18 protein-coding genes, 1 pseudogene and 1 riboswitch are annotated in these 17,523 nt (G+C 62.5%); of the genes and pseudogenes, 11 read left to right on the top strand and 8 right to left on the bottom strand.

From position 1 onward, the window contains the following. Nucleotides 1–6: 6 nt before the first annotated feature. Nucleotides 7–1,143: an ABC transporter substrate-binding protein gene (locus tag ABCW43_RS21965; protein WP_345928383.1), complete on the bottom strand. Its 1,137-nt coding sequence runs from the start codon at nt 1,141–1,143 to the stop codon at nt 7–9. A 115-nt stretch (nt 1,144–1,258) separates the two neighbouring features. Between ABCW43_RS21965 and ABCW43_RS21960 the strand changes: the two genes are divergently transcribed. The 5 genes from ABCW43_RS21960 (at nt 1,259) to ABCW43_RS21940 (ending at nt 6,827) form a co-directional block, all read left to right on the top strand. Beyond that, nucleotides 1,259–2,044 carry a class I SAM-dependent methyltransferase gene (locus ABCW43_RS21960; RefSeq protein WP_345928381.1) on the top strand — a complete coding sequence of 262 codons (786 nt, stop codon included), beginning with the start codon at nt 1,259–1,261 and terminating at the stop codon, nt 2,042–2,044. A gap of 309 nt (nt 2,045–2,353) precedes the next feature. Then, nucleotides 2,354–2,869, top strand: coding sequence for an invasion associated locus B family protein (locus tag ABCW43_RS21955; RefSeq protein WP_445738992.1), 516 nt, complete (start codon nt 2,354–2,356; stop codon nt 2,867–2,869). Nucleotides 2,870–2,936: 67 nt separating this feature from the next. Further along, nucleotides 2,937–3,188 carry a type II toxin-antitoxin system VapB family antitoxin gene (locus ABCW43_RS21950; protein ID WP_345928378.1) on the top strand — a complete coding sequence of 84 codons (252 nt, stop codon included), beginning with the start codon at nt 2,937–2,939 and terminating at the stop codon, nt 3,186–3,188. Next, on the top strand, nt 3,188–3,580 hold the full coding sequence (locus ABCW43_RS21945; protein WP_345928376.1) for a type II toxin-antitoxin system VapC family toxin: 393 nt from the start codon (nt 3,188–3,190) through the stop codon (nt 3,578–3,580). Before ABCW43_RS21950 ends, ABCW43_RS21945 begins: the two co-directional genes overlap by 1 nt. A gap of 145 nt (nt 3,581–3,725) precedes the next feature. After that, the gene (locus ABCW43_RS21940) at nt 3,726–6,827 is read left to right on the top strand and encodes a response regulator (RefSeq protein WP_345928374.1); all 3,102 of its coding nucleotides are present in this window, start codon (nt 3,726–3,728) and stop codon (nt 6,825–6,827) included. 143 nt (nt 6,828–6,970) lie between these two features. Here the strand turns inward: ABCW43_RS21940 and thiD are convergent, their stop codons facing one another. The 3 genes from thiD to thiM are packed head-to-tail and all read right to left on the bottom strand — an operon-like array spanning nt 6,971 to nt 9,206. Next, nucleotides 6,971–7,774, bottom strand: a complete 804-nt coding sequence (gene thiD, locus ABCW43_RS21935) for a bifunctional hydroxymethylpyrimidine kinase/phosphomethylpyrimidine kinase (protein ID WP_345928372.1) — start codon at nt 7,772–7,774, stop codon at nt 6,971–6,973. Further along, on the bottom strand, nt 7,771–8,409 hold the full coding sequence (thiE, locus tag ABCW43_RS21930) for a thiamine phosphate synthase (RefSeq protein ID WP_345928369.1): 639 nt from the start codon (nt 8,407–8,409) through the stop codon (nt 7,771–7,773). The genes thiD and thiE overlap by 4 nt, the downstream gene beginning before the upstream one ends. Then, on the bottom strand, nt 8,406–9,206 hold the full coding sequence (gene thiM / locus ABCW43_RS21925; protein WP_445738991.1) for a hydroxyethylthiazole kinase: 801 nt from the start codon (nt 9,204–9,206) through the stop codon (nt 8,406–8,408). The genes thiE and thiM overlap by 4 nt, the downstream gene beginning before the upstream one ends. Nucleotides 9,207–9,256: 50 nt before the next feature. Further along, a riboswitch (TPP riboswitch) is annotated at nt 9,257–9,352 on the bottom strand. 113 nt (nt 9,353–9,465) lie between these two features. Here thiM and ABCW43_RS21920 point away from each other — a divergent pair. The 3 genes from ABCW43_RS21920 (at nt 9,466) to ABCW43_RS21910 (ending at nt 12,459) form a co-directional block, all read left to right on the top strand. Further along, entirely contained in the window at nt 9,466–11,796 is a 2,331-nt protein-coding gene (locus tag ABCW43_RS21920) for a heavy metal translocating P-type ATPase (RefSeq protein WP_345928365.1), read from the top strand. 90 nt (nt 11,797–11,886) lie between these two features. Further along, complete coding sequence (locus ABCW43_RS21915; RefSeq protein ID WP_345928363.1) at nt 11,887–12,162, top strand: type II toxin-antitoxin system ParD family antitoxin; 276 nt, start codon at nt 11,887–11,889, stop codon at nt 12,160–12,162. 114 nt (nt 12,163–12,276) lie between these two features. Next, complete coding sequence (locus tag ABCW43_RS21910; protein WP_345928361.1) at nt 12,277–12,459, top strand: type II toxin-antitoxin system RelE/ParE family toxin; 183 nt, start codon at nt 12,277–12,279, stop codon at nt 12,457–12,459. A gap of 8 nt (nt 12,460–12,467) precedes the next feature. On the opposite strand, the gene ABCW43_RS21905 is transcribed toward ABCW43_RS21910, so the two are convergent. Beyond that, entirely contained in the window at nt 12,468–14,162 is a 1,695-nt protein-coding gene (locus ABCW43_RS21905) for a glycoside hydrolase family 13 protein (RefSeq protein WP_345928360.1), read from the bottom strand. 144 nt (nt 14,163–14,306) lie between these two features. Between ABCW43_RS21905 and ABCW43_RS21900 the strand changes: the two genes are divergently transcribed. Both ABCW43_RS21900 and ABCW43_RS21895 read left to right on the top strand, forming a co-directional pair. Beyond that, nucleotides 14,307–14,489: a hypothetical protein gene (locus ABCW43_RS21900; RefSeq protein ID WP_345928358.1), complete on the top strand. Its 183-nt coding sequence runs from the start codon at nt 14,307–14,309 to the stop codon at nt 14,487–14,489. An 11-nt stretch (nt 14,490–14,500) separates the two neighbouring features. Next, nucleotides 14,501–14,728: a hypothetical protein gene (locus ABCW43_RS21895; RefSeq protein ID WP_345928356.1), complete on the top strand. Its 228-nt coding sequence runs from the start codon at nt 14,501–14,503 to the stop codon at nt 14,726–14,728. A gap of 77 nt (nt 14,729–14,805) precedes the next feature. On the opposite strand, the gene ABCW43_RS21890 is transcribed toward ABCW43_RS21895, so the two are convergent. Beyond that, the gene (locus ABCW43_RS21890) at nt 14,806–15,612 is read right to left on the bottom strand and encodes a class I SAM-dependent methyltransferase (protein WP_345928354.1); all 807 of its coding nucleotides are present in this window, start codon (nt 15,610–15,612) and stop codon (nt 14,806–14,808) included. 155 nt (nt 15,613–15,767) lie between these two features. On the opposite strand from ABCW43_RS21890, the pseudogene ABCW43_RS21885 reads away from it, so the two are divergent. Next, nucleotides 15,768–16,004: pseudogene (locus ABCW43_RS21885) on the top strand (hypothetical protein); the annotation flags it as partial. 47 nt (nt 16,005–16,051) lie between these two features. Here the strand turns inward: ABCW43_RS21885 and ABCW43_RS21880 are convergent. Both ABCW43_RS21880 and ABCW43_RS21875 read right to left on the bottom strand, forming a co-directional pair. Continuing rightward, the gene (locus ABCW43_RS21880; RefSeq protein ID WP_345928352.1) at nt 16,052–16,822 is read right to left on the bottom strand and encodes a gamma-glutamyl-gamma-aminobutyrate hydrolase family protein; all 771 of its coding nucleotides are present in this window, start codon (nt 16,820–16,822) and stop codon (nt 16,052–16,054) included. A 77-nt stretch (nt 16,823–16,899) separates the two neighbouring features. Beyond that, the gene (locus ABCW43_RS21875; RefSeq protein ID WP_345928350.1) at nt 16,900–17,229 is read right to left on the bottom strand and encodes a DUF6665 family protein; all 330 of its coding nucleotides are present in this window, start codon (nt 17,227–17,229) and stop codon (nt 16,900–16,902) included. Between the last annotated feature and the right edge of the window lie 294 nt (nt 17,230–17,523).

Genomic DNA, 17,523 nt, shown 5'->3' with positions numbered 1-17,523 from the left:
ATCGGTTTACTTTGCTGCCTTGGCGTCGATCCAGTAACCCGGCTGGTAAGGAACCGGCAGGAATTTTTCGTGGAATTCCTTGAAGGTCGCGTCCGGATCGAGATCGGCGAACAGGTCGGGATGGAACCATTTTGCCATCTGCTGGACGGCGGCGAACTGGTAGGGGCTCGTGTAGAACTGATGCCAGATCGCATGCACATTGCCGCCCGCGACCGCCTTGGAACCAGTGAAGGCGGCGTTCTGCATCAGGGCGTTCAATGCCTTGCCGCTGTTCTCGGCGGTTGCGGCGGCCGTCGGACCGACATTCACGAAGTCCTTGGCGTTCTTGGTCTGGCTCCAGTTGGAACCGGTGACGACGATGACATCCGGATTGGAGGCGACGACCTGCTCGGCATTGATCGAGCCGGTATAACCCGGCAGGAAGTCCGAGCCGAGGTTATGGCCGCCTGCCCAATCCACCATCAGGCCAAAATTGTCCGGGCCAAAGGTGCCGCAGCACTCGACTAGACCGGCCGCACGATACATGAAGACATTCGGCTTCTTCGGGTTGGCGGCCTTGAGCTTGTCCGTCACCCGCGCCATCTGCTGCTTCCAGTAGGCTGCGACGGCAGCGGCGCGGTCCTCGTGGCCGAAAAGTTTGCCGAGCACCTTGAGGCTCGGTTCGGTATTGGCGAGAATCTGCTCGCGGAAGTCGATATAGACGATCTTCACGCCGATCTTGTTCAGCATCTCCTCGAGCTTCACCTCGTCGGCAGCTTTCTTGTTGCCGATCGGCAGCAGCATGACATCCGGGTTCAGCTTGACGACGGTCTCGGTCTGCAGCGTACCGTCGGTCAGATTGCCGAGGAAAGGCAGTTCCTTGCCCTTCGGGAATTTCGCGAGATAGGTGTCGTAACCGTCCTTGTCGGTGGTGAGCAGGTCGTTGCGCCAGCCGACGATCTTGGCGAAGGGATCCTCCTTTTCGATCGGGGCGACCGAATAGAGCATCCGGCCTTCGCCGAGAATGACGCGCTCGACCGGCTTGTCGAACTTCACCTCACGGCTGGCGACGTCCTTGACGGTGAAGGACTGCGCCAGCACGGAAAGCGGTAGAAGGCTCGCAAGCACAACCGTTGACGTTGCAAGCACTTTCGCGAAATTCATCTGGAAACTCCCCCGGTGACTGGTAATGTCCGCATGCATATGAAATACGACTTTTGGAATCAAGTTTTATGTTTTAGAGCTTTTCCAAAGTAGTCTGACTGTCGGGGCGCCTATAATGAATTCGATGAACTCCAACTATTCCATCCGTGATGAGATCCGCGACTTCTGGTCGGAGAGGGCGGCTACGTTCGACGAGAGCGTCGGCCATGAGATCTTCTCGGAGGAAGAGCGCAAGGGCTGGCAACGGCTGATCCGCAAGCATCTGGGCGACGGCACCGGCCGTGCGGCCTTGGATCTCGCCTGCGGCACGGCGGTCATCTCGCATCTGATGAACGATGTCGGTTTCAAGGTCACCGGTCTCGACTGGTCGGATGCGATGCTGGGCCAAGCGCGCGCCAAGGCCGCGAAGCGTGGTACCGATATCCGCTTCGTGTCGGGCGATGCGGAAAATACCATGGAGCCGAAGAACAGCTACGACGTCATCACCAATCGGCATCTGGTCTGGACGCTGGTCGATCCGCCGGCCGCCTTTGCGGAATGGTTCTCCGTTCTGAAACCGGGCGGCAAGGTGCTGATCCTCGACGGCAACATGGGCAAGGAGACCTGGGTCAAAGGCCTGCAGAAGTTATGGTCGAGGATCACCGGCAAACCGGCCGCAAGCCACATGACCCCGGCCATGGCAGCGCGTCACCAGAACATTCGCTCGCGCGTCTATTTTTCCGACGCGATGCCGGCGGAGGCGGTGGTCGATCTGCTGACCAAAGCGGGTTTCGTCAACATCGTCGTCGATCGAAAATTGTCCGACATCCATTGGGCCCAGGCCCGCAAAATGCCGTTCCTGCGCGGCCTGGAGCGCATGGTGCAGGAGCGCTTCGCCATTTGCGCGACGAAGCCGGAATAATCTCCCGACATGGGGTGGCCCCTGGTGGCCACCTTTCGACCCATAGCAATATGCACAGCATTTATGGCCGCCTGACATGATTGTGACCGGGCTGTGACCGCGGGCGTTGACCTTTCACGGCGTTTCCCCGAAACGCGGGGGTGGCGCGGAGTAACGCGGATCACGATCCGGTCCCATTCGGCCCCGCGGAGCGCCTCGTTTCGGGACGTCGGCCCGATGCAATTAACCTTGTGATAACCGATCGATTTTTGAATGGGCTATCTTCTGCGCGCGGCCATCGCCGCCGTGGCTCCCTTGCCATTTCCGACCATGGAGACAAGATTGTCCATCAAACTTTTTGCCCTTTCCGCGCTCGCTCTTTCCGCCATCGCAACACCCGTCCTTGCCCAGCCTACCCCGAGCATGGTGAAGAAGTTCGACGCCTGGGGCCTCTATTCCTACAAGGGCGATGGCGGCACGACCTGCTACGTGCTGACCACGCCCACCCGGATGCAGCCCGCCACTGTCGATCACGGCGACAACTTTTTCCTCGTTGCGCCGAAGCCTTCCGGATCCGGCTTCTATCCGCAGGCGATCATGGGTTACGACCTCAAGGGCGGATCGCAGATGACGGTCACCGTCGACGGCCGGACCTTCGCCCTGGAGCCGAAGGGCAATTCCGGCTGGACGAAACAGGAGAGCACCGATGCGGCCCTCATCGCCGCGATGAAATCGGGAAGCAGCATGACGCTTGAAGCGGTCTCCCAGCGCGGCACGCAGACCAGTTACACATTCTCGCTTTCCGGCGTGAGCGCGGCGTTGGCCCAGGCAGGGCGCTGCGGTTGATAAGGGTTTCGCTCGCGTTGTCATGGCGGATGTGCTATTTGTCATGACAACCATTGGAGCGGCTGCCATGAACCTGCAGATACGTGATCCTCTTGCGCATGAACTAGCCCGCGAACTGGCAGAGAAGCGAAAGATTACATTGACCGAAGCGGTGATAGTGGCCCTGAAGGCGGAGCTGGAAAAGGAAAACTCCGCACAGGAGAAGAGCAGGTCGCTCGTCGAGCGGCACGCCTTCCTGGCCGAAAAGCTGAAGGCACTTGGCGCCGGCGAGGGCCGCGAGATGACCAAGGACGAGATTGATGAGATGTGGGGCCACTAGTGTTCATCGATACCTCGGTGATCGTGGCAATTCTTGCTCAGGAAGATGATGGCCCCGCCTGGTCGAAACGGATGGAGGGTGCCGAGCGCCTCCTGACAAGCCCGCTTGTTATTCTCGAGGCAACGATGGTTCTGTCGACCAGGCGGATTGCCGATCCACTTGTGACCCAGATGGTGGTTTCGGACTTTCTCCGAAGCAGCGGCGTAGAGATCGTCCCAATCGAGGAAGCCGATGGCGAGCTCGCGATCCGGGCTTTCCGGGACTACGGGAAGGGACGGGGACACCCGGCGCAGCTCAATCTGGCCGACTGCCTCTCCTATGCCTGCGCCAAAAACCGCGGCCTGTCGCTGCTCTACAAGGGTGACGACTTTGCCCGTACGGACCTCGCCTGAAGCCCTCCGGACTGCGTCGAAAATAGCCGTCATCGCCCATGGCTTTTTCGTGGCACCACCCTAATTGACGATTGCCAAAAGGCTGTCTCAGGTGATCGTTGTCATGTAAGACGGCAGCATAGTGCCTATCGCCGCCGAAAGCCCGATGATGAATCATTCGACTGCCGAGACAGCCTTTCTTTCCCATAACGGCGAAATGGCCCGTCTTATTGCGGCTTTCGATTGGGCGGGCACCTCGCTTGGTCCGATCGCCACCTGGCCGCAGAGCCTCAAGACGACGATTTCCCTGGTGCTTCGTTCGCCGGTCCCGATCGCCACGCTGTGGAACGAGGATGGCGTGATGATCTACAACGACGCCTATTCCGAGTTTGCCGGACGGCGCCATCCGGGCATCCTCGGCTCCAAGGTGCGCGACGGCTGGCCTGAAGTCGCCGACTTCAACGACAACGTCATGAAGGTCTGTTTCGCTGGCGGCACGCTTGCCTATTCCGACCAGGAGATGTTGCTCGACCGCTCCGGCGTGCCGGCCTCGGCATTTATGAATCTCTATTATTCCCCGGTCTATGACGAGGCTGGAAAGCCGTTCGGGGTAGTGGCGATCGTCGTCGAGAACACGGCCAAAGTGCGGGCCGAGCGGCGGCTTCAGGGCGAGGGCGAACGTCTGAGGCTGATGTTCGATCAGGCGCCGGGCTTCATGGCTATGGTGAGCGGACCGGACCATGTTTTCGAAATGGCAAACGGCGCCTACATGCGCCTCGTCGGCGGCCGCGAGCTGCTCGGTCGGCCTATCCGCGATGCCTTGCCGGAAGTGGCGGAGCAGGGTTTTGCCGACTTGCTGGATGAGGTTCGCAGAAGCAGCCGCCCGCATCTCGGACAGGGGGTGAGCGTGATGTTGGCGCGCCAGCCTGGCCATCCGACGGAAGAGCGTTTCGTGGATTTCGTCTATCAGCCGATCGTCGATGACGCCGGCCAGCCGACCGGCATCTTCATCCAGGGCAGCGACGTCACCGACCAGAAGAAGGCGGAGATCGCGCTTCTCAAGGAGACCCGGCATCTCGAGGTGCTGAATCGGCTCGGCGCTGAGCTTTCCGCCGAGCTCGACCTCGAAAAGGTCGTGCAGATGACCACCGATGCCGGCGTCGAACTGACCGGCGCGCAATTCGGAGCCTTCTTCTACAACGTCATCAACGACCGCGGCGAAAGCTACATGCTCTATGCGCTGTCCGGCGTCCCCCGGTCGGCATTCGAGAATTTTCCGATGCCGCGCAACACGGCTGTTTTCGCGCCGACATTCGGCGGTGAGAGCGTTATCCGCTCCGACGATATCATGGCGGACCCACGCTACGGCCGGAACGATCCGTATTTCGGCATGCCGAAGGGTCATCTGCCGGTGCGCAGCTATCTTACGGTCCCGGTGATCTCGCGCTCCGGCGAGGTGCTCGGCGGCCTTTTCTTCGGTCATGCCCAGCCCGGCCAATTCCGCGAGGAGCATGAGCGGCTGGTGGTGGGTGCTGCGGGCCAGGTGGCGATCGCCATCGATAACGCGCGGCTCTTCCGTGCAGCGGAGCGCGACCTTGCAGAACGCCAGCGCGCCGAGGAGGCGCTGCAGGCGTTGAACGCCAGCCTCGAACAGAAGATCGCGTCCGAGATTTCAGAACGCCTGAAGGCGGAAGAGGCGCTGCGCCAGAGCCAGAAGATGGAAGCGCTCGGCCAGCTCACAGGCGGCGTGGCGCATGACTTCAACAACCTGCTGCAGGTGATTTCCGGCAATCTTCAGCTCCTCGCCAAGGACGTCGCCAGCAACCAGCGCGCCGGTCGCCGGGTGGAGAATGCACTTGCCGGCGTGCAGCGCGGTTCCAAGCTGGCAAGCCAATTGCTCGCCTTCGGTCGCCGCCAGCCGCTGGAGCCCAAGGTCGTCAATATCGGCCGGTTCCTCACCGGCATGGAAGAACTGCTGCGCCGAACGCTCGGCGAGGATATCGAGGTCGAGACGATCCGTTCCGGCGGCCTTTGGAACGTGCTGGTCGACCCCACCCAGATCGAGAACGCGCTGCTGAACCTCGCGATCAATGCCCGCGACGCCATGGAAAACGGCGGCAAGCTGACGATCGAGGCGGGCAACGCTTTCCTTGACGACAATTACGTGCGCCAGCACGGGGACGTGCCGGCCGGCCAATATGTGATGCTGGCGGTGACCGACACGGGCACCGGCATGGCGCCGCAGGTGATGGAACAGGTGTTCGAACCGTTCTTCTCGACCAAGCCCGTCGGAAAGGGCACCGGCCTCGGCCTTTCCATGGTCTACGGCTTCGTCAAGCAGTCGGGTGGCCATATCAAGATCTATAGCGAGCTTGGCCAGGGTACGACCGTCAAGATCTATTTCCCCCGCGTCCAGCGCAGCGAGGATCTCGTCACCGACGCCGATTTCGGTCCGGTGACCGGCGGCAGCGAAACCATTCTGGTGGCGGAGGACGACGAGCAGGTGCGTGCCACTGTCGTCGAGCTGCTCGGCGATCTGGGTTATGCCGTGCTGAAGGCGAAGGACGCTGCGGGCGCACTGAGTGTTATCGAAAGCGGTGTGCCGGTCGATCTTCTCTTTACCGACGTGGTGATGCCGGGACCGCTGAAGAGCACCGAGCTTGCCAGGCATGCCCGCGAGCGGATGCCGGATATCGCCGTGCTGTTCACCTCCGGTTATACGGAAAACTCGATCGTGCACGGTGGCCGGCTCGATCCCGGAGTCGAACTGCTCTCCAAACCCTATACCCGCGAGGCCTTGGCGCGAAAGATCCGCCACGTGCTGAACGGCCAGCAGCATCGCAACCGGGTGAGGGCGTCGTTCGCTGCCAATCCGCCCGCCCCGCCGATCGGGCAGCGGCCGGTTCTGCCGCGCTATTCGGTGCTGCTGGTCGAGGACGATTTCCTGATCCGCATGAGCACGGCCGATCTTCTGGCCGAACTGGGGCATGGGGTTTCCGAGGCCTCGACGGCGGAGGAGGCAATGACCATGATTGAGGCGCGCAGCTTTGACGTGGTGGTCACCGATCTCGGCCTGCCGGGTCTTTCCGGCGGAGAGTTCGCGCAGCAGGCGCGCAAGCTATCTCCCGATGTCGGCATCGTGTTCGCGACCGGCAACGACCGCATTCCCGACGAGGCGGCAGTAGAAGGCGCAGTGCTTCTGAAGAAGCCCTACGGCAGCCAGGAGATCGCGATCGCCTTCGAGAAGATTGCAGCGCAGAAGGGCTGAGGACCGGTCGTCACCCTTATCGAGCCGATGACTATGTTCTCACCTTCAACCGCGAGAAAGCTGCCGGCAGCGCCCTTTCGGCGGCCCGGCATCAAGAGCTTTGCGCGCCGACGTGATCGGAGCCCTTCACCTTGAGAATCGCCTCACCACCACTCGTAAAAATGCGATACCGGTCCGTGGCCGGTGCCGACGGTGAGGGTGTCGGCGGCAGCGATAGCGCCGGCGAGATAGGTCTTGGCGATCGCGACCGCTTCAGCCGGCGAGGCGCCCTTGGCGAGTTCGGCGGCGATCGCGCTCGAGAGCGTGCAGCCGGTGCCGTGGGTGTTGCTGGTCGCGGTGCGTCTGCCCTCGAACCAGTGGATGCCGGCGGCATCGGCCAGCACATCCGGGCTATCCTCGCCCTCCAGATGGCCGCCCTTCACCAATACCGCCTTGGGGCCGATCTTCAGCAGCCGCTCAGCCTGGTCTGCCATTTGATCGCGGGTGGTGGCGATCGTCTCGCCGAGCAGCGCCGCGGCTTCCGGCAGATTGGGGGTGACGACGGAGCTAAGCGGCATCAGGCGGTAGGTGACGGCATCCACCGCATCGAGTGCCAGAAGCGGCGATCCGCCTTTGGCGATCATGACCGGATCGAGCACGATCGGCACGCTGTCCCGGTAGGGGCGTAGCACGTCGGCGACGATTTCGGCGATCTCGGCATTGGCGATCATGCCGATCTTCACCGCATCGACGCGCACGTCGAGAAAAATGGTGCGAATCTGGTTTGCGACGAAGGCGGCAGGCACCGCGTGTACGCCCGTGACCCCTTGGGTATTTTGGGCCGTCAGCGCGGTCAATGCCGCCATGCCGTAGGTGCCGCGAGCCGCGAAGGTTTTCAGGTCCGCTTGTATGCCAGCTCCGCCGGAGGGATCCGAACCGGCGATCGACAGGACGTTTTTGATGGTCATGCGCGAGCCCTTTCGATTTCCGCGGCGATCCTGTGGGCCGCCGCTTTCGGATCGGGCTGGCCGCAAATCGCGGACACCACCGCGATGCCCTTCGCGCCGGCGGCAAGTGCCGGGCCGGCATGTTCCGCCTTGACGCCGCCGATCGCGACGGCCGGGACAGGAGCCATGGCGACGATACGGGCGAGGCCGTCGAAGCCGATCGGCTGCTTGTGATCCGGCTTGGTACCGGTCGCAAACACCGGCCCGATGCCGACATAATCGACCACCGACGGATCCACCCGCCGCGCCAGCTCCTCGGTTTCCACAGAAAGGCCGAGGATCATGCCGGTACCGATGTGCTGCCGTGCCATCGCGGCGACCATGTCGCCCTGGCCGACATGCAGGCCTTCCGCGCCGATCGCGATCGCCGCCTCGACGTCGTCGTTGATGATGAGAGGCACGCCGGTGCCTGCCAGCACCGCCTTCAGCGCCCTGCCGGTTTCGATCATTTTTGCCGTATCCGCCTGCTTGTCGCGAAGCTGGACGATGGTGGCGCCGCCGGCGACCGCCAGCCGGGTCGTCTCGACCATGCCGATCCCGTGGCAGAGATCCGGGTCGAGGACGAGGTAGACGGAAAGGTCGAACATCTTGGTCATGCCGGGACGATCCTTGCCTGGGCATCGAGCGACTCGCCGGTCAGGGCCGCGAGGCGGTCAAGGAAGATGGGGGAGAAGAAGCCGGGGCCGGACGCGGTGAGGGTTGCTTCCTCGCCCGCGACGGCAAACATGGCGAGTGCGGCGACCGTCGCGTCGAAGGGCTTGTCCGTGCTGGCCGCAAAGGCACCGACAAGGCAGGTCAGCGAGCAGCCGAGTGCGGTAACGCGCGGCATCAGGGCCGAACCGCCGAGGATGCGGACCGAGCGTCGGCCGTCGGTGACGAAATCCACCTCGCCGGTAACTGCCACCACGCAGGCCTTCTGCTGGGCAATGGCAATGGCCGAGTCTTCGGCCGCCACGACGCTGTCGCCGCTGTCGACGCCATGGCCGCTCGACTGGCCGCCGGCAAGCGCAATGATTTCCGACGCGTTGCCCCGTATGACCGTCGGCCGCAACTCCATGAGCTCGGAAAGTGCCGCGCGGCGATAGGCAGTGGCGTAATGGGCGACGGGATCGAGCACCCAGGGCCTGCCGGCCTCGGTGGCGGCTTCGGCTGCCATCTTCATGCCGGCCAGGAAATCCGGCGACAGCGTTCCGATATTGATCGTCAGTGCCGCCGCGATGCGGGCGAATTCGCCGGCCTCTTCCTTTGTGTGCACCATGGCGGGAGAGGCGCCGGCCGCAAGCATCACGTTGGCGGCGATGTTCATCGCCACGAAATTGGTGATGTTCTGGACGAGCGGATTTTTGGCGCGCATGGCGGTGAGCAATTGGCCGGGGGTCTGTCCAAGGGGCATTGTCGTGTGCATGTCTGCCTCGTTCGGCGGGGCAGGCGCGGGGCGCAATGGTGAACGCCCGAACGACTCCCTCCGCCAGCATGATCTGGTTCAGGTTCTAAGGGTGCTTCTCAGCCCGGCTTTGCCGGACGCCCCTGTCTTCACCATGGCTTACAGCAAAGATAATGCGCTTCGCCAGCGATTTTTTCTGATTTTTGGCCTTGCAGCTCTAGTTGCTAGAGGTTGTAGAGACGGGGCTCGATCCAATGGGAAAGAGACGATGAACGCGACGACACAGGCACGATACAAGGTTGGCGGCATGGATTGCGCCAGCTGCGCGACGAAGATCGACACCGCGGTGCGCCGCATGCCGGGTGTCGAGGACGTGTCCGTTTCGGTGGCTTCAGGCACGATGACGGTGAAGCATGACGGGACCGGCGATCTCGTCGCAATCGAGAAGAAGGTCGTGGGGCTTGGGTATTCGCTCAGGGCCTTGGGAAGAGGCAAACTCCCGGTCTCCCCCCTTGCGGGGGAGATGACAGAAGGGGGTGGTGCCGCGAACTCAATGGCCGAAGAGCACGCCGCGGCACCCCTCTCTACCCTGCCGGGCATCTCCCCCTCAAGAGGGGAGATCGGCAAGGCGCACGACCACCACCATCATGACGGTGGGCACGACCACGCCCATCATGATCACGGCCACGGCACAACGGAAATCGAAGGCCCGTACGGCCATGATCACGGGCCGATGGACGGGCCGTGGTGGAAATCGGTGAAGGGCCGCCTGACCCTCCTGGTCGGCATTGCGTTGGCCGCGGCTTACGGGATCGGCCATCTCTTCCCGGCCTATGACACCTATATCTTCACCGCCGCAATGCTGACCGGTCTCGTGCCGATCGCACGCCGCGCCGTCATGGCCGCGCTCGCCGGCACGCCGTTTTCGATCGAGATGCTGATGACGATCGCCGCCGTTGGCGCGATCGTCATCGATGCATCCGAAGAGGCTGCCGCCGTGGTCTTCCTCTTCCTCATCGGCGAACTGCTCGAAGGGGTCGCGGCCGGCAAGGCGCGGCAGAGCATTCGGAGCCTGACGGCACTGGTGCCGAAGAACGCGCTTCTCGAAGAGAATGGCCAGGCCCGCGAAGTGCCGGCCGAGAGCCTTGCCGTCGGTGCGATCATCCTCGTTCGTCCCGGCGACCGTATTTCCGCGGACGGCGTGATCGTCGCCGGCGAAAGCGCGATCGACGAAGCGCCTGTGACGGGTGAAAGCACGCCGGTTGCCAAGGGCATCGACGACGCGGTGTTTGCCGGCACGATCAACGGCGATGCCGCCTTGCGAGTGCGCGTCACGGCAGCTGCCGAGGACAATACGATTGCCCGCGTGGTGCGGCTGGTCGAGGAGGCGCAGGAAAGCAAGGCCCCGACCGAGCGCTTCATCGACCGTTTCTCGCGTTATTACACGCCGGGTGTCGTTGCCGTTGCCGCTTTGGTCGCCATCCTGCCGCCGCTCGTTGCCGGTGCGTCCTGGAGCGAGTGGGTCTACAAAGGCCTGGCGATCCTCTTGATCGGCTGCCCCTGCGCGCTGGTGATCTCGACGCCGGCGGCGATCGCCGCATCGCTGTCGTCAGGTGCCCGCCGCGGCCTGCTGATGAAGGGTGGCGCGGTGCTGGAAACGCTCGGCAAGATCACCGCCGTCGCGCTCGACAAGACCGGCACGCTGACAGCGGGTAAGCCTCAGGTGACAGACGTGATCGCCTTCGGCCGCAATGCGGAGGACGTGCTGCGCTTTTCCGCCGCGCTCGAGACCGGCTCCAGCCATCCGCTCGCCGTCGCCATCCTCGCCAAGGTGGCCGATGACGAGGTGGAGGTTCCCGCCGCGACCGATGCCAGGGCGCTCAGCGGCAAGGGCGTTACGGCTGTCGTCGAAGGCCAGGAGGTTTTTCTCGGTTCGCCCAAGGCCGCAGCCGAGCGGGTGTCGCTGCCGATGGCCCATTCCCGGCGGATCACCGGCCTCAACGACGAAGGCAAGACCGTCTCGGTCCTGATCGTCGGCGGGGTCCTGGCCGGCGCCATCGCCATGCGCGACGAACCGCGCGCCGACGCCAAGTCCGGCCTCAAGGCGCTGACCGACGCCGGCATCAAGACCGTCATGCTGACCGGCGACAACGCCCGCACCGCGACCGCGATCGGCAAGGACCTTGGCATCGAGGTGCGCGCCGAACTGATGCCGGAAGACAAGAGCCGCATCGTTGGCGAACTGAAGCGCCAGGGCTTCGTAGTGGGCAAAGTCGGCGACGGTATCAACGACGCACCGGCGCTCGCTGCCGCCGATGTCGGTATCGCGATGGGGGGCGGCACCGACGTCGCGCTGGAAACCGCAGACGCCGCAGCACTGCACGGCCGGGTCGGCGACATCGCGGCAATGATCGAATTGTCGAAGCGGACGATGCGCAACATCTACCAGAACATTTCGATCGCGCTCGGCCTGAAGGCGGTCTTCCTGGTGACCACCATCATCGGCGTCACAGGGTTATGGCCGGCGATCCTCGCGGATACCGGGGCAACGGTGCTGGTGACGATCAATGCGCTGCGGCTGCTGCGGGTGAGGAGCTAGTCATCGGCCGGGCGGACATTGCGCAGATCGGGAGATTGCACAAGACACTGTCGTGTAGCAGGATAAGGCGACGTCAAAGGATAGGCTGACATGCGCACCAACAAATCCATCACCCTGACACTCGGCAAACAGCAACAGGTTCTCGATGCCATGGTGGAATCGGGGGACTACGAGTCCGCCAGCGAGGCGGTGCGCGCTGCGCTGCGCGCGCTTGAGCGGGAAAGGGAGGCCCTGGACGAAATCATGCGCACCAAGGTGCGGGAGGCGATAGACGATTCGCGCCCCAGTATTCCCGCAGCCAAAGTGTTCGCGGAGCTTCGCGAATTCCATGCCAGCCGGGCGAAAGCCGACAAGCGTGGTTCATGATGCAGAATTTCGGCCACCCGCCGCTGCTGACCTCCGGCGGATCTACCTGACGATTGCCCGGGAGGCCGGGCACGAACGCGCTGGAAACTATATCGATCGCATCGAGGCGGCTGCATGAGCCTGGCGGCATTTCCTGAGCGGGGAACGGTACGAGGCCATATCCATCCGGGCCTGCGCGTCATTGGATTTGAACGCAGCGCCGCCATAGCTTTCGTCGTCCAGCGGGACCGGGTCAATATCCTCCGTATTCTTCCGCGGGGCATGGATTTTCCTTCGGACTGGTCTGCGGATGACTGACGCCCTTTTCAAGGGGCCGGCGCCAGAACCGCAAAAGCCTCATAGGGCTTCAGCGTCAGGTACTCGTCCAGCGCATCCACCAGTTCATAATTCGAGATCAGGCACTCGCCCGACATTCTCAGTTCACCCGGGAGCGTGATCGTCACGTCGCGGGCTGCGAAATTGGCCACCACCACCAGGCGCTCCTCGTCGAGCGTTCGCGAATAGACGAAGACATCAGGGTGGCTGTCGAACCAGCTCTGATAGAGCCCGTAGACGATCACCTGATGGGCTTTGCGGAGTGCGATCAGCTTGCGGTAGTGGTTCCAGATCGACTTTTCATCGGTCATCTCCCGTTCGGCGTTGATCGTCGAGTAATTGGGATTGACCTCTATCCACGGCACGCCGGTCGAAAAACCGCCATGGGGTGCGGCGCTCCATTGCATCGGAGTGCGGGCGTTGTCGCGAGCGTTTTCGTTGGCGCCCTTGATGAATTCCTCGGGCGACAGGCCGGCCTCGACATGGAGGCGGTGCATGTTGAGCGTTTCGATATCGCGATACTGCTCGATCGTGGTGAACGGCACGTTGGTCATGCCGATTTCCTCGCCCTGGTAGATGAAGGGCGTGCCCTTCATCAGGTGCAGTACGGTCGCCAGCATCTTGGCCGATTCCACCGGATAACCGGTCGCGTCTCCATATTTGGAGACGGCGCGCGGCAGGTCGTGATTGCCCCAGAACAGCGAGTTCCAGCCGTCATCCGACAGCGCATATTGCCACTTCCCGAGCACCGCTTTCAGCTTCACGAGGTCGAAAGGTTTCGACCGCCATTTGCCGTAGACTTCGTCCCATTGCTGGGTGACGTGCTCGAACTGGAAGATCATCGACAGTTCGTGGCGGTTGCGGCCGGAATAGAGGAGTGCGGAACCGGGCGTCGCGCTCCAGGTCTCGCCGACGGTCAGGATATCGCGGTTGCGGAAGGTTTCGCGGTTCATCTCCTGCAGGTAGTCGTGCAGGTGCGGGCCGTCATGGATAATCGCCTGGTCCACCTGCTTGCCGATATAATCGATGACGTCCATGCGGAAGCCGGCGATGCCGCGCGCCAGCCACCAGTTCATCATCTCGTAGATCTCGGTGCGGACTTTCGGGTTTTCCCAGTTGAGATCCGGCTGGCGGGTCGAAAACAGGTGAAGGTAATATTCACCGCTTAAGGTATCGAGCGTCCAGGCCGGTCCGCCGAAGGAGGACTTGAGGCCGTTGGGCGGCCCGCCGTCTCTTGCCGGTTTGCGCCAGATATAGAAGTCGCGGAACGGATTGCCCGGCCCCTTGCGGCTTTCGACGAACCACGGATGTTCGTCCGACGTGTGGTTGACGACAAGGTCGAGCACGATGCCTATGTCGCGCCTTTTCGCCTCCGCCACCAGCATGTCGAAATCGGCAAGCGTGCCGAATTCCGGGGCGATGTCCTGATAGTCGGAAATGTCGTAGCCGTTGTCGTCCATCGGCGACTTGTAGATCGGCGAGAGCCAGATCACGTCGATGCCGAGCGATTTCAGATAGCCGAGCTTGGAGGTTATGCCTGGAATGTCGCCGATGCCGTCGCCATCCAGGTCGCAGAAACTGCGCGGATAGACCTGATAGACGGTGGCGGCATGCCACCACTTGCGTTCTATCGGCAGCGTGGCCTGCTGCATAACGGCTGCAAGCTGATCCTGAAAGTTGTTCATCGAAAGCCCTCCCTGCCTCTCAACCTGTTCGAACGCGAGAGCGCGGCGCGGGGTTCCTGACCCAAGGCGGCAACTCTTCCGATGGAACATCGGGACTCTCCGCTGGTTAGACCAGTAGGAAACCTGAAGAAAAGGAGGCCTTTCATGAGCAGCAGACTTCCCCCGACGCCCTCTGAGAACCTAAGCCACAAAGGCTCCGGCGAACAGACCCATGCGTCCGATATCAAGCGTGGCAAACTTCAGCCGGCGAACGATCCCGGCAAGCAGGGCCAGCAGGGCAATACCAAGGTCAACACGACCCATCAGGGTCATCAGCAGGACCGATAGGGAGTTTCACCATGTCGACATCGACCAAGACGCCTGCGAGCATCCGCCAGGGCGGGCCGGGTGCGTCCCATGAAAATGCCCCCAATGCGAAAAAGGGTGTGCCGCTTGAGGTAAAGAAGCCGCCGGCCGACGACGATCAGCGCTCCAGGAGCCGCGTCTCTGGCGGCGGTGGCGAACGCGACAGCCACCACACCCATGATGCGAAAAAGAAGGGCGGACAGGCCCATTCGGCGCACTGAGCCGCCACATTGGGCTGATGAGGAACGCCCTTCCGGTGGAAACACCGGGTGGGCGCCGTGTTTGTGCATCGAGGCGATCAGGCGGCGGGCGCGACACCCCGGCAGGCCCAGGCGACGGAGACAAACGAGCGTGGGCCGTCGGGCTTGCCTGCCTCATAGGCTCCCCTGACGGCGGCATCGGTTTTCGAGCGCAACACGGGGTCGAGCGACGCGACATATTTGCCGAGTGGTCCTTCGCCGGCGGCGATCGGTCCCCAGTAGTCGTCGAAGGACGCGAAATCCATTCGGATCATCAGGGAGACCTCTGCCACGTCGACGAGACCCTGCCGGATGAAGCTTTGCTTCATCTCGCCCGGTTGCATCATAGGCTGGAAGAAGTGGTGGCTTCGCATCTGGCGGGCGTTATCGTCCAGCATGGACACGGTATCCCACATCATCCGCATCGCCGGCATTCCGCCGAGATGATCCCAGACGGTGGCGGCGACCACGCCGCCGGGACGCACGACGCGCCGCATCTCGGCCACGGCCTTGTCCGCTTCCGGCACGAAATGCAGGACCAGAAGCGCCATCGCCCGGTCGAAATATCCGTCTTCGAACGGCAGTGCGCAGGCATCCGCCTGGCTGATCCTGATCTTCGGGTCCGTGTTGCGGCGCTTCGCTTCTTCGACGAAAACGGGCGAATAGTCGATCGCGGCGATCTCGGAGAGATTGGCTGCTTTCGGCAGCGCAAATGTCAGGCTTCCGGTGCCGCAGCCGACGTCGAGCACCTTTTCTCCATCTTCAAGACCGGCGAAATCGATGAGCAGCGGTGCCAGCTTCTGGCTCCAACGTCCCATCAGTTGCTCATAACCGCCGGCGCTGCGGACATTGAAACTCGATGTCATGGTACCCTCCAAGGCTTCCCAGGTGGAGGTTATTCCTGGCCTTCCCAATTGCCAAGACGGCAGAACGGGCTACGCAGCTCGATCGAGACCCCAGGGTGAAGCGCGCGGGATGCGATTATACTGCGTGTTTGGCCATGGGAGAAAGCAGCCGCAGCCTGCATGAGTTCCTGCATGCCTATCACGACAAGATGCGGCCGCGGGGCTTCGACAATGCGGACATCAAACAGTTCTTCGACCGGGGCAGGCAATTCTGGCCGGGCGATTCCTGCATGATGAGCAATCACCGGGAATTCTTCGCGGTGACCGCCAGCGTCTACCGGTTCGGCGGCATCGACCGGCCGCCGTTCTCGAGCGCCGAGCTTCGGAGCAAGCAGCCGCGCTATTACGAGTAGCTGGTGCAGCACTTCGACGACGGTAATGCGAGGTAGCGGTTTTCCGTCTAAGAGCCGTTCCTGCGCGCCCTGACGGCCTCGCCAAAAGCCTCGAACAGGGCACGGTTGATGGGATTGATCTGCGGATCATATTCGGCATGCCATTGCACGCCAAGGGCAAACCCTTGCGCCTCCTTGAACCGGATTGCTTCGATCGTGCCGTCTTCCGCCACGCCTTCGACGACAATGCGGTTTCCCAGTTTGTCTACTCCCTGGCCATGGAGGGAGTTGACCCGGATCGTCTCGCGGCCGAGCAGGCGGGCGAACACGCCGTCCGGGGTGAGCTGGACGTCATGCCGGTCGGCGAAGACGACGGTCATGTCCGGATGGATCTCGCCGTTCTCGAGCCGCGGCATGCGGTGGTTCATGCGTCCGGGCAGTTCGCGGATCTCCGGGTGCAGCGAGCCGCCGGCCGCGACGTTCATCTCCTGAAAGCCGCGACAGATGCCGAATACCGGTATGCCGGCAGCCACGCAGGCATTGATCAGCGGCAGGGCCACGGCATCGCGGTTCTGGTCATAAGGCTCGTGGCGGGCATGCGGCTCGGTGTTGAAATGGCTCGGATGGACATTGGCCCGGGCGCCGGTCAACAGGATGCCGTCGACGGTATCGAGCAGCGTCGGGATGTCGGTGATGTTGGGATTGCCGGCGAACATCAGCGGCAGGGCGCCGGTGACTTCGGCGATTGCCCTCAGGTTCTGCTCGCCGACGAGCTGAGCTGAGAAGCGGTTTTCGACATTATAGGTATTCCCGATCACGCCGATCACGGGTCTGGTCATTGCTCAAATCCATCTTCCAGCCGCAGTGCTTCGATAAAGGCCTGCGGGCATTTTCAAATCTCACTTGCGGCCGGGTTTCACCTGCGGATCGCCCCGACCCTTGAAAGGACCTCGCCCGGGATCGCATAACGCTTGACGATTTCGCGATTGTTTCGAAGTCCGCAGATTTCGCGCTGGATGAACAGCCCCCAGACGGCATCCGCCGCATCGTCGCAAAGGCTCTTGCGCTCTGCGTCGCTGTCTCGCTCCGGGCTCCACGCATTCAACGCGGCGAGTGCCTCTTCCACCTTCAGCCCCGCTCGCCCGAGCGCTGCCGCTCGCTCGGACTGCAACTCGTATTCCAGCACGTTGAAGCCGGTATTGGTGAAGCCTGGCTGATAGAGAGACTGGGGAGGGCGGACGCTCATGGAGATACCTAGACTTTCCGGCAATGTTAGCCAATTGGTGCGGCGCGTCAAATGGGGAATGACGCTCCATGGCTATTTGCAGGCAGTATGGATACGACATCGGGAGGCGTCGCGGGGAATGGGGAGAAGCACCCTGGTCATTTCCGACGCGGGCAGCTGCAAAGCAGGCTCCCTCGCACTGTAGAGCTTCGATCAACTTGGGATGCGGACCGTCGCAACACCGGGCGGTGATTGCGTGCAGTGCCAAAAACGACAGCATGTTGAAGTTCCGGTATTCACGAGGACCGGAGCACT

The organism is Neorhizobium tunisiense, from assembly GCF_039631515.1.
Taxonomy (GTDB): Bacteria; Pseudomonadota; Alphaproteobacteria; order Rhizobiales; family Rhizobiaceae; genus Neorhizobium.
This window is presented reverse-complemented; position numbering and strand designations above follow the sequence as displayed.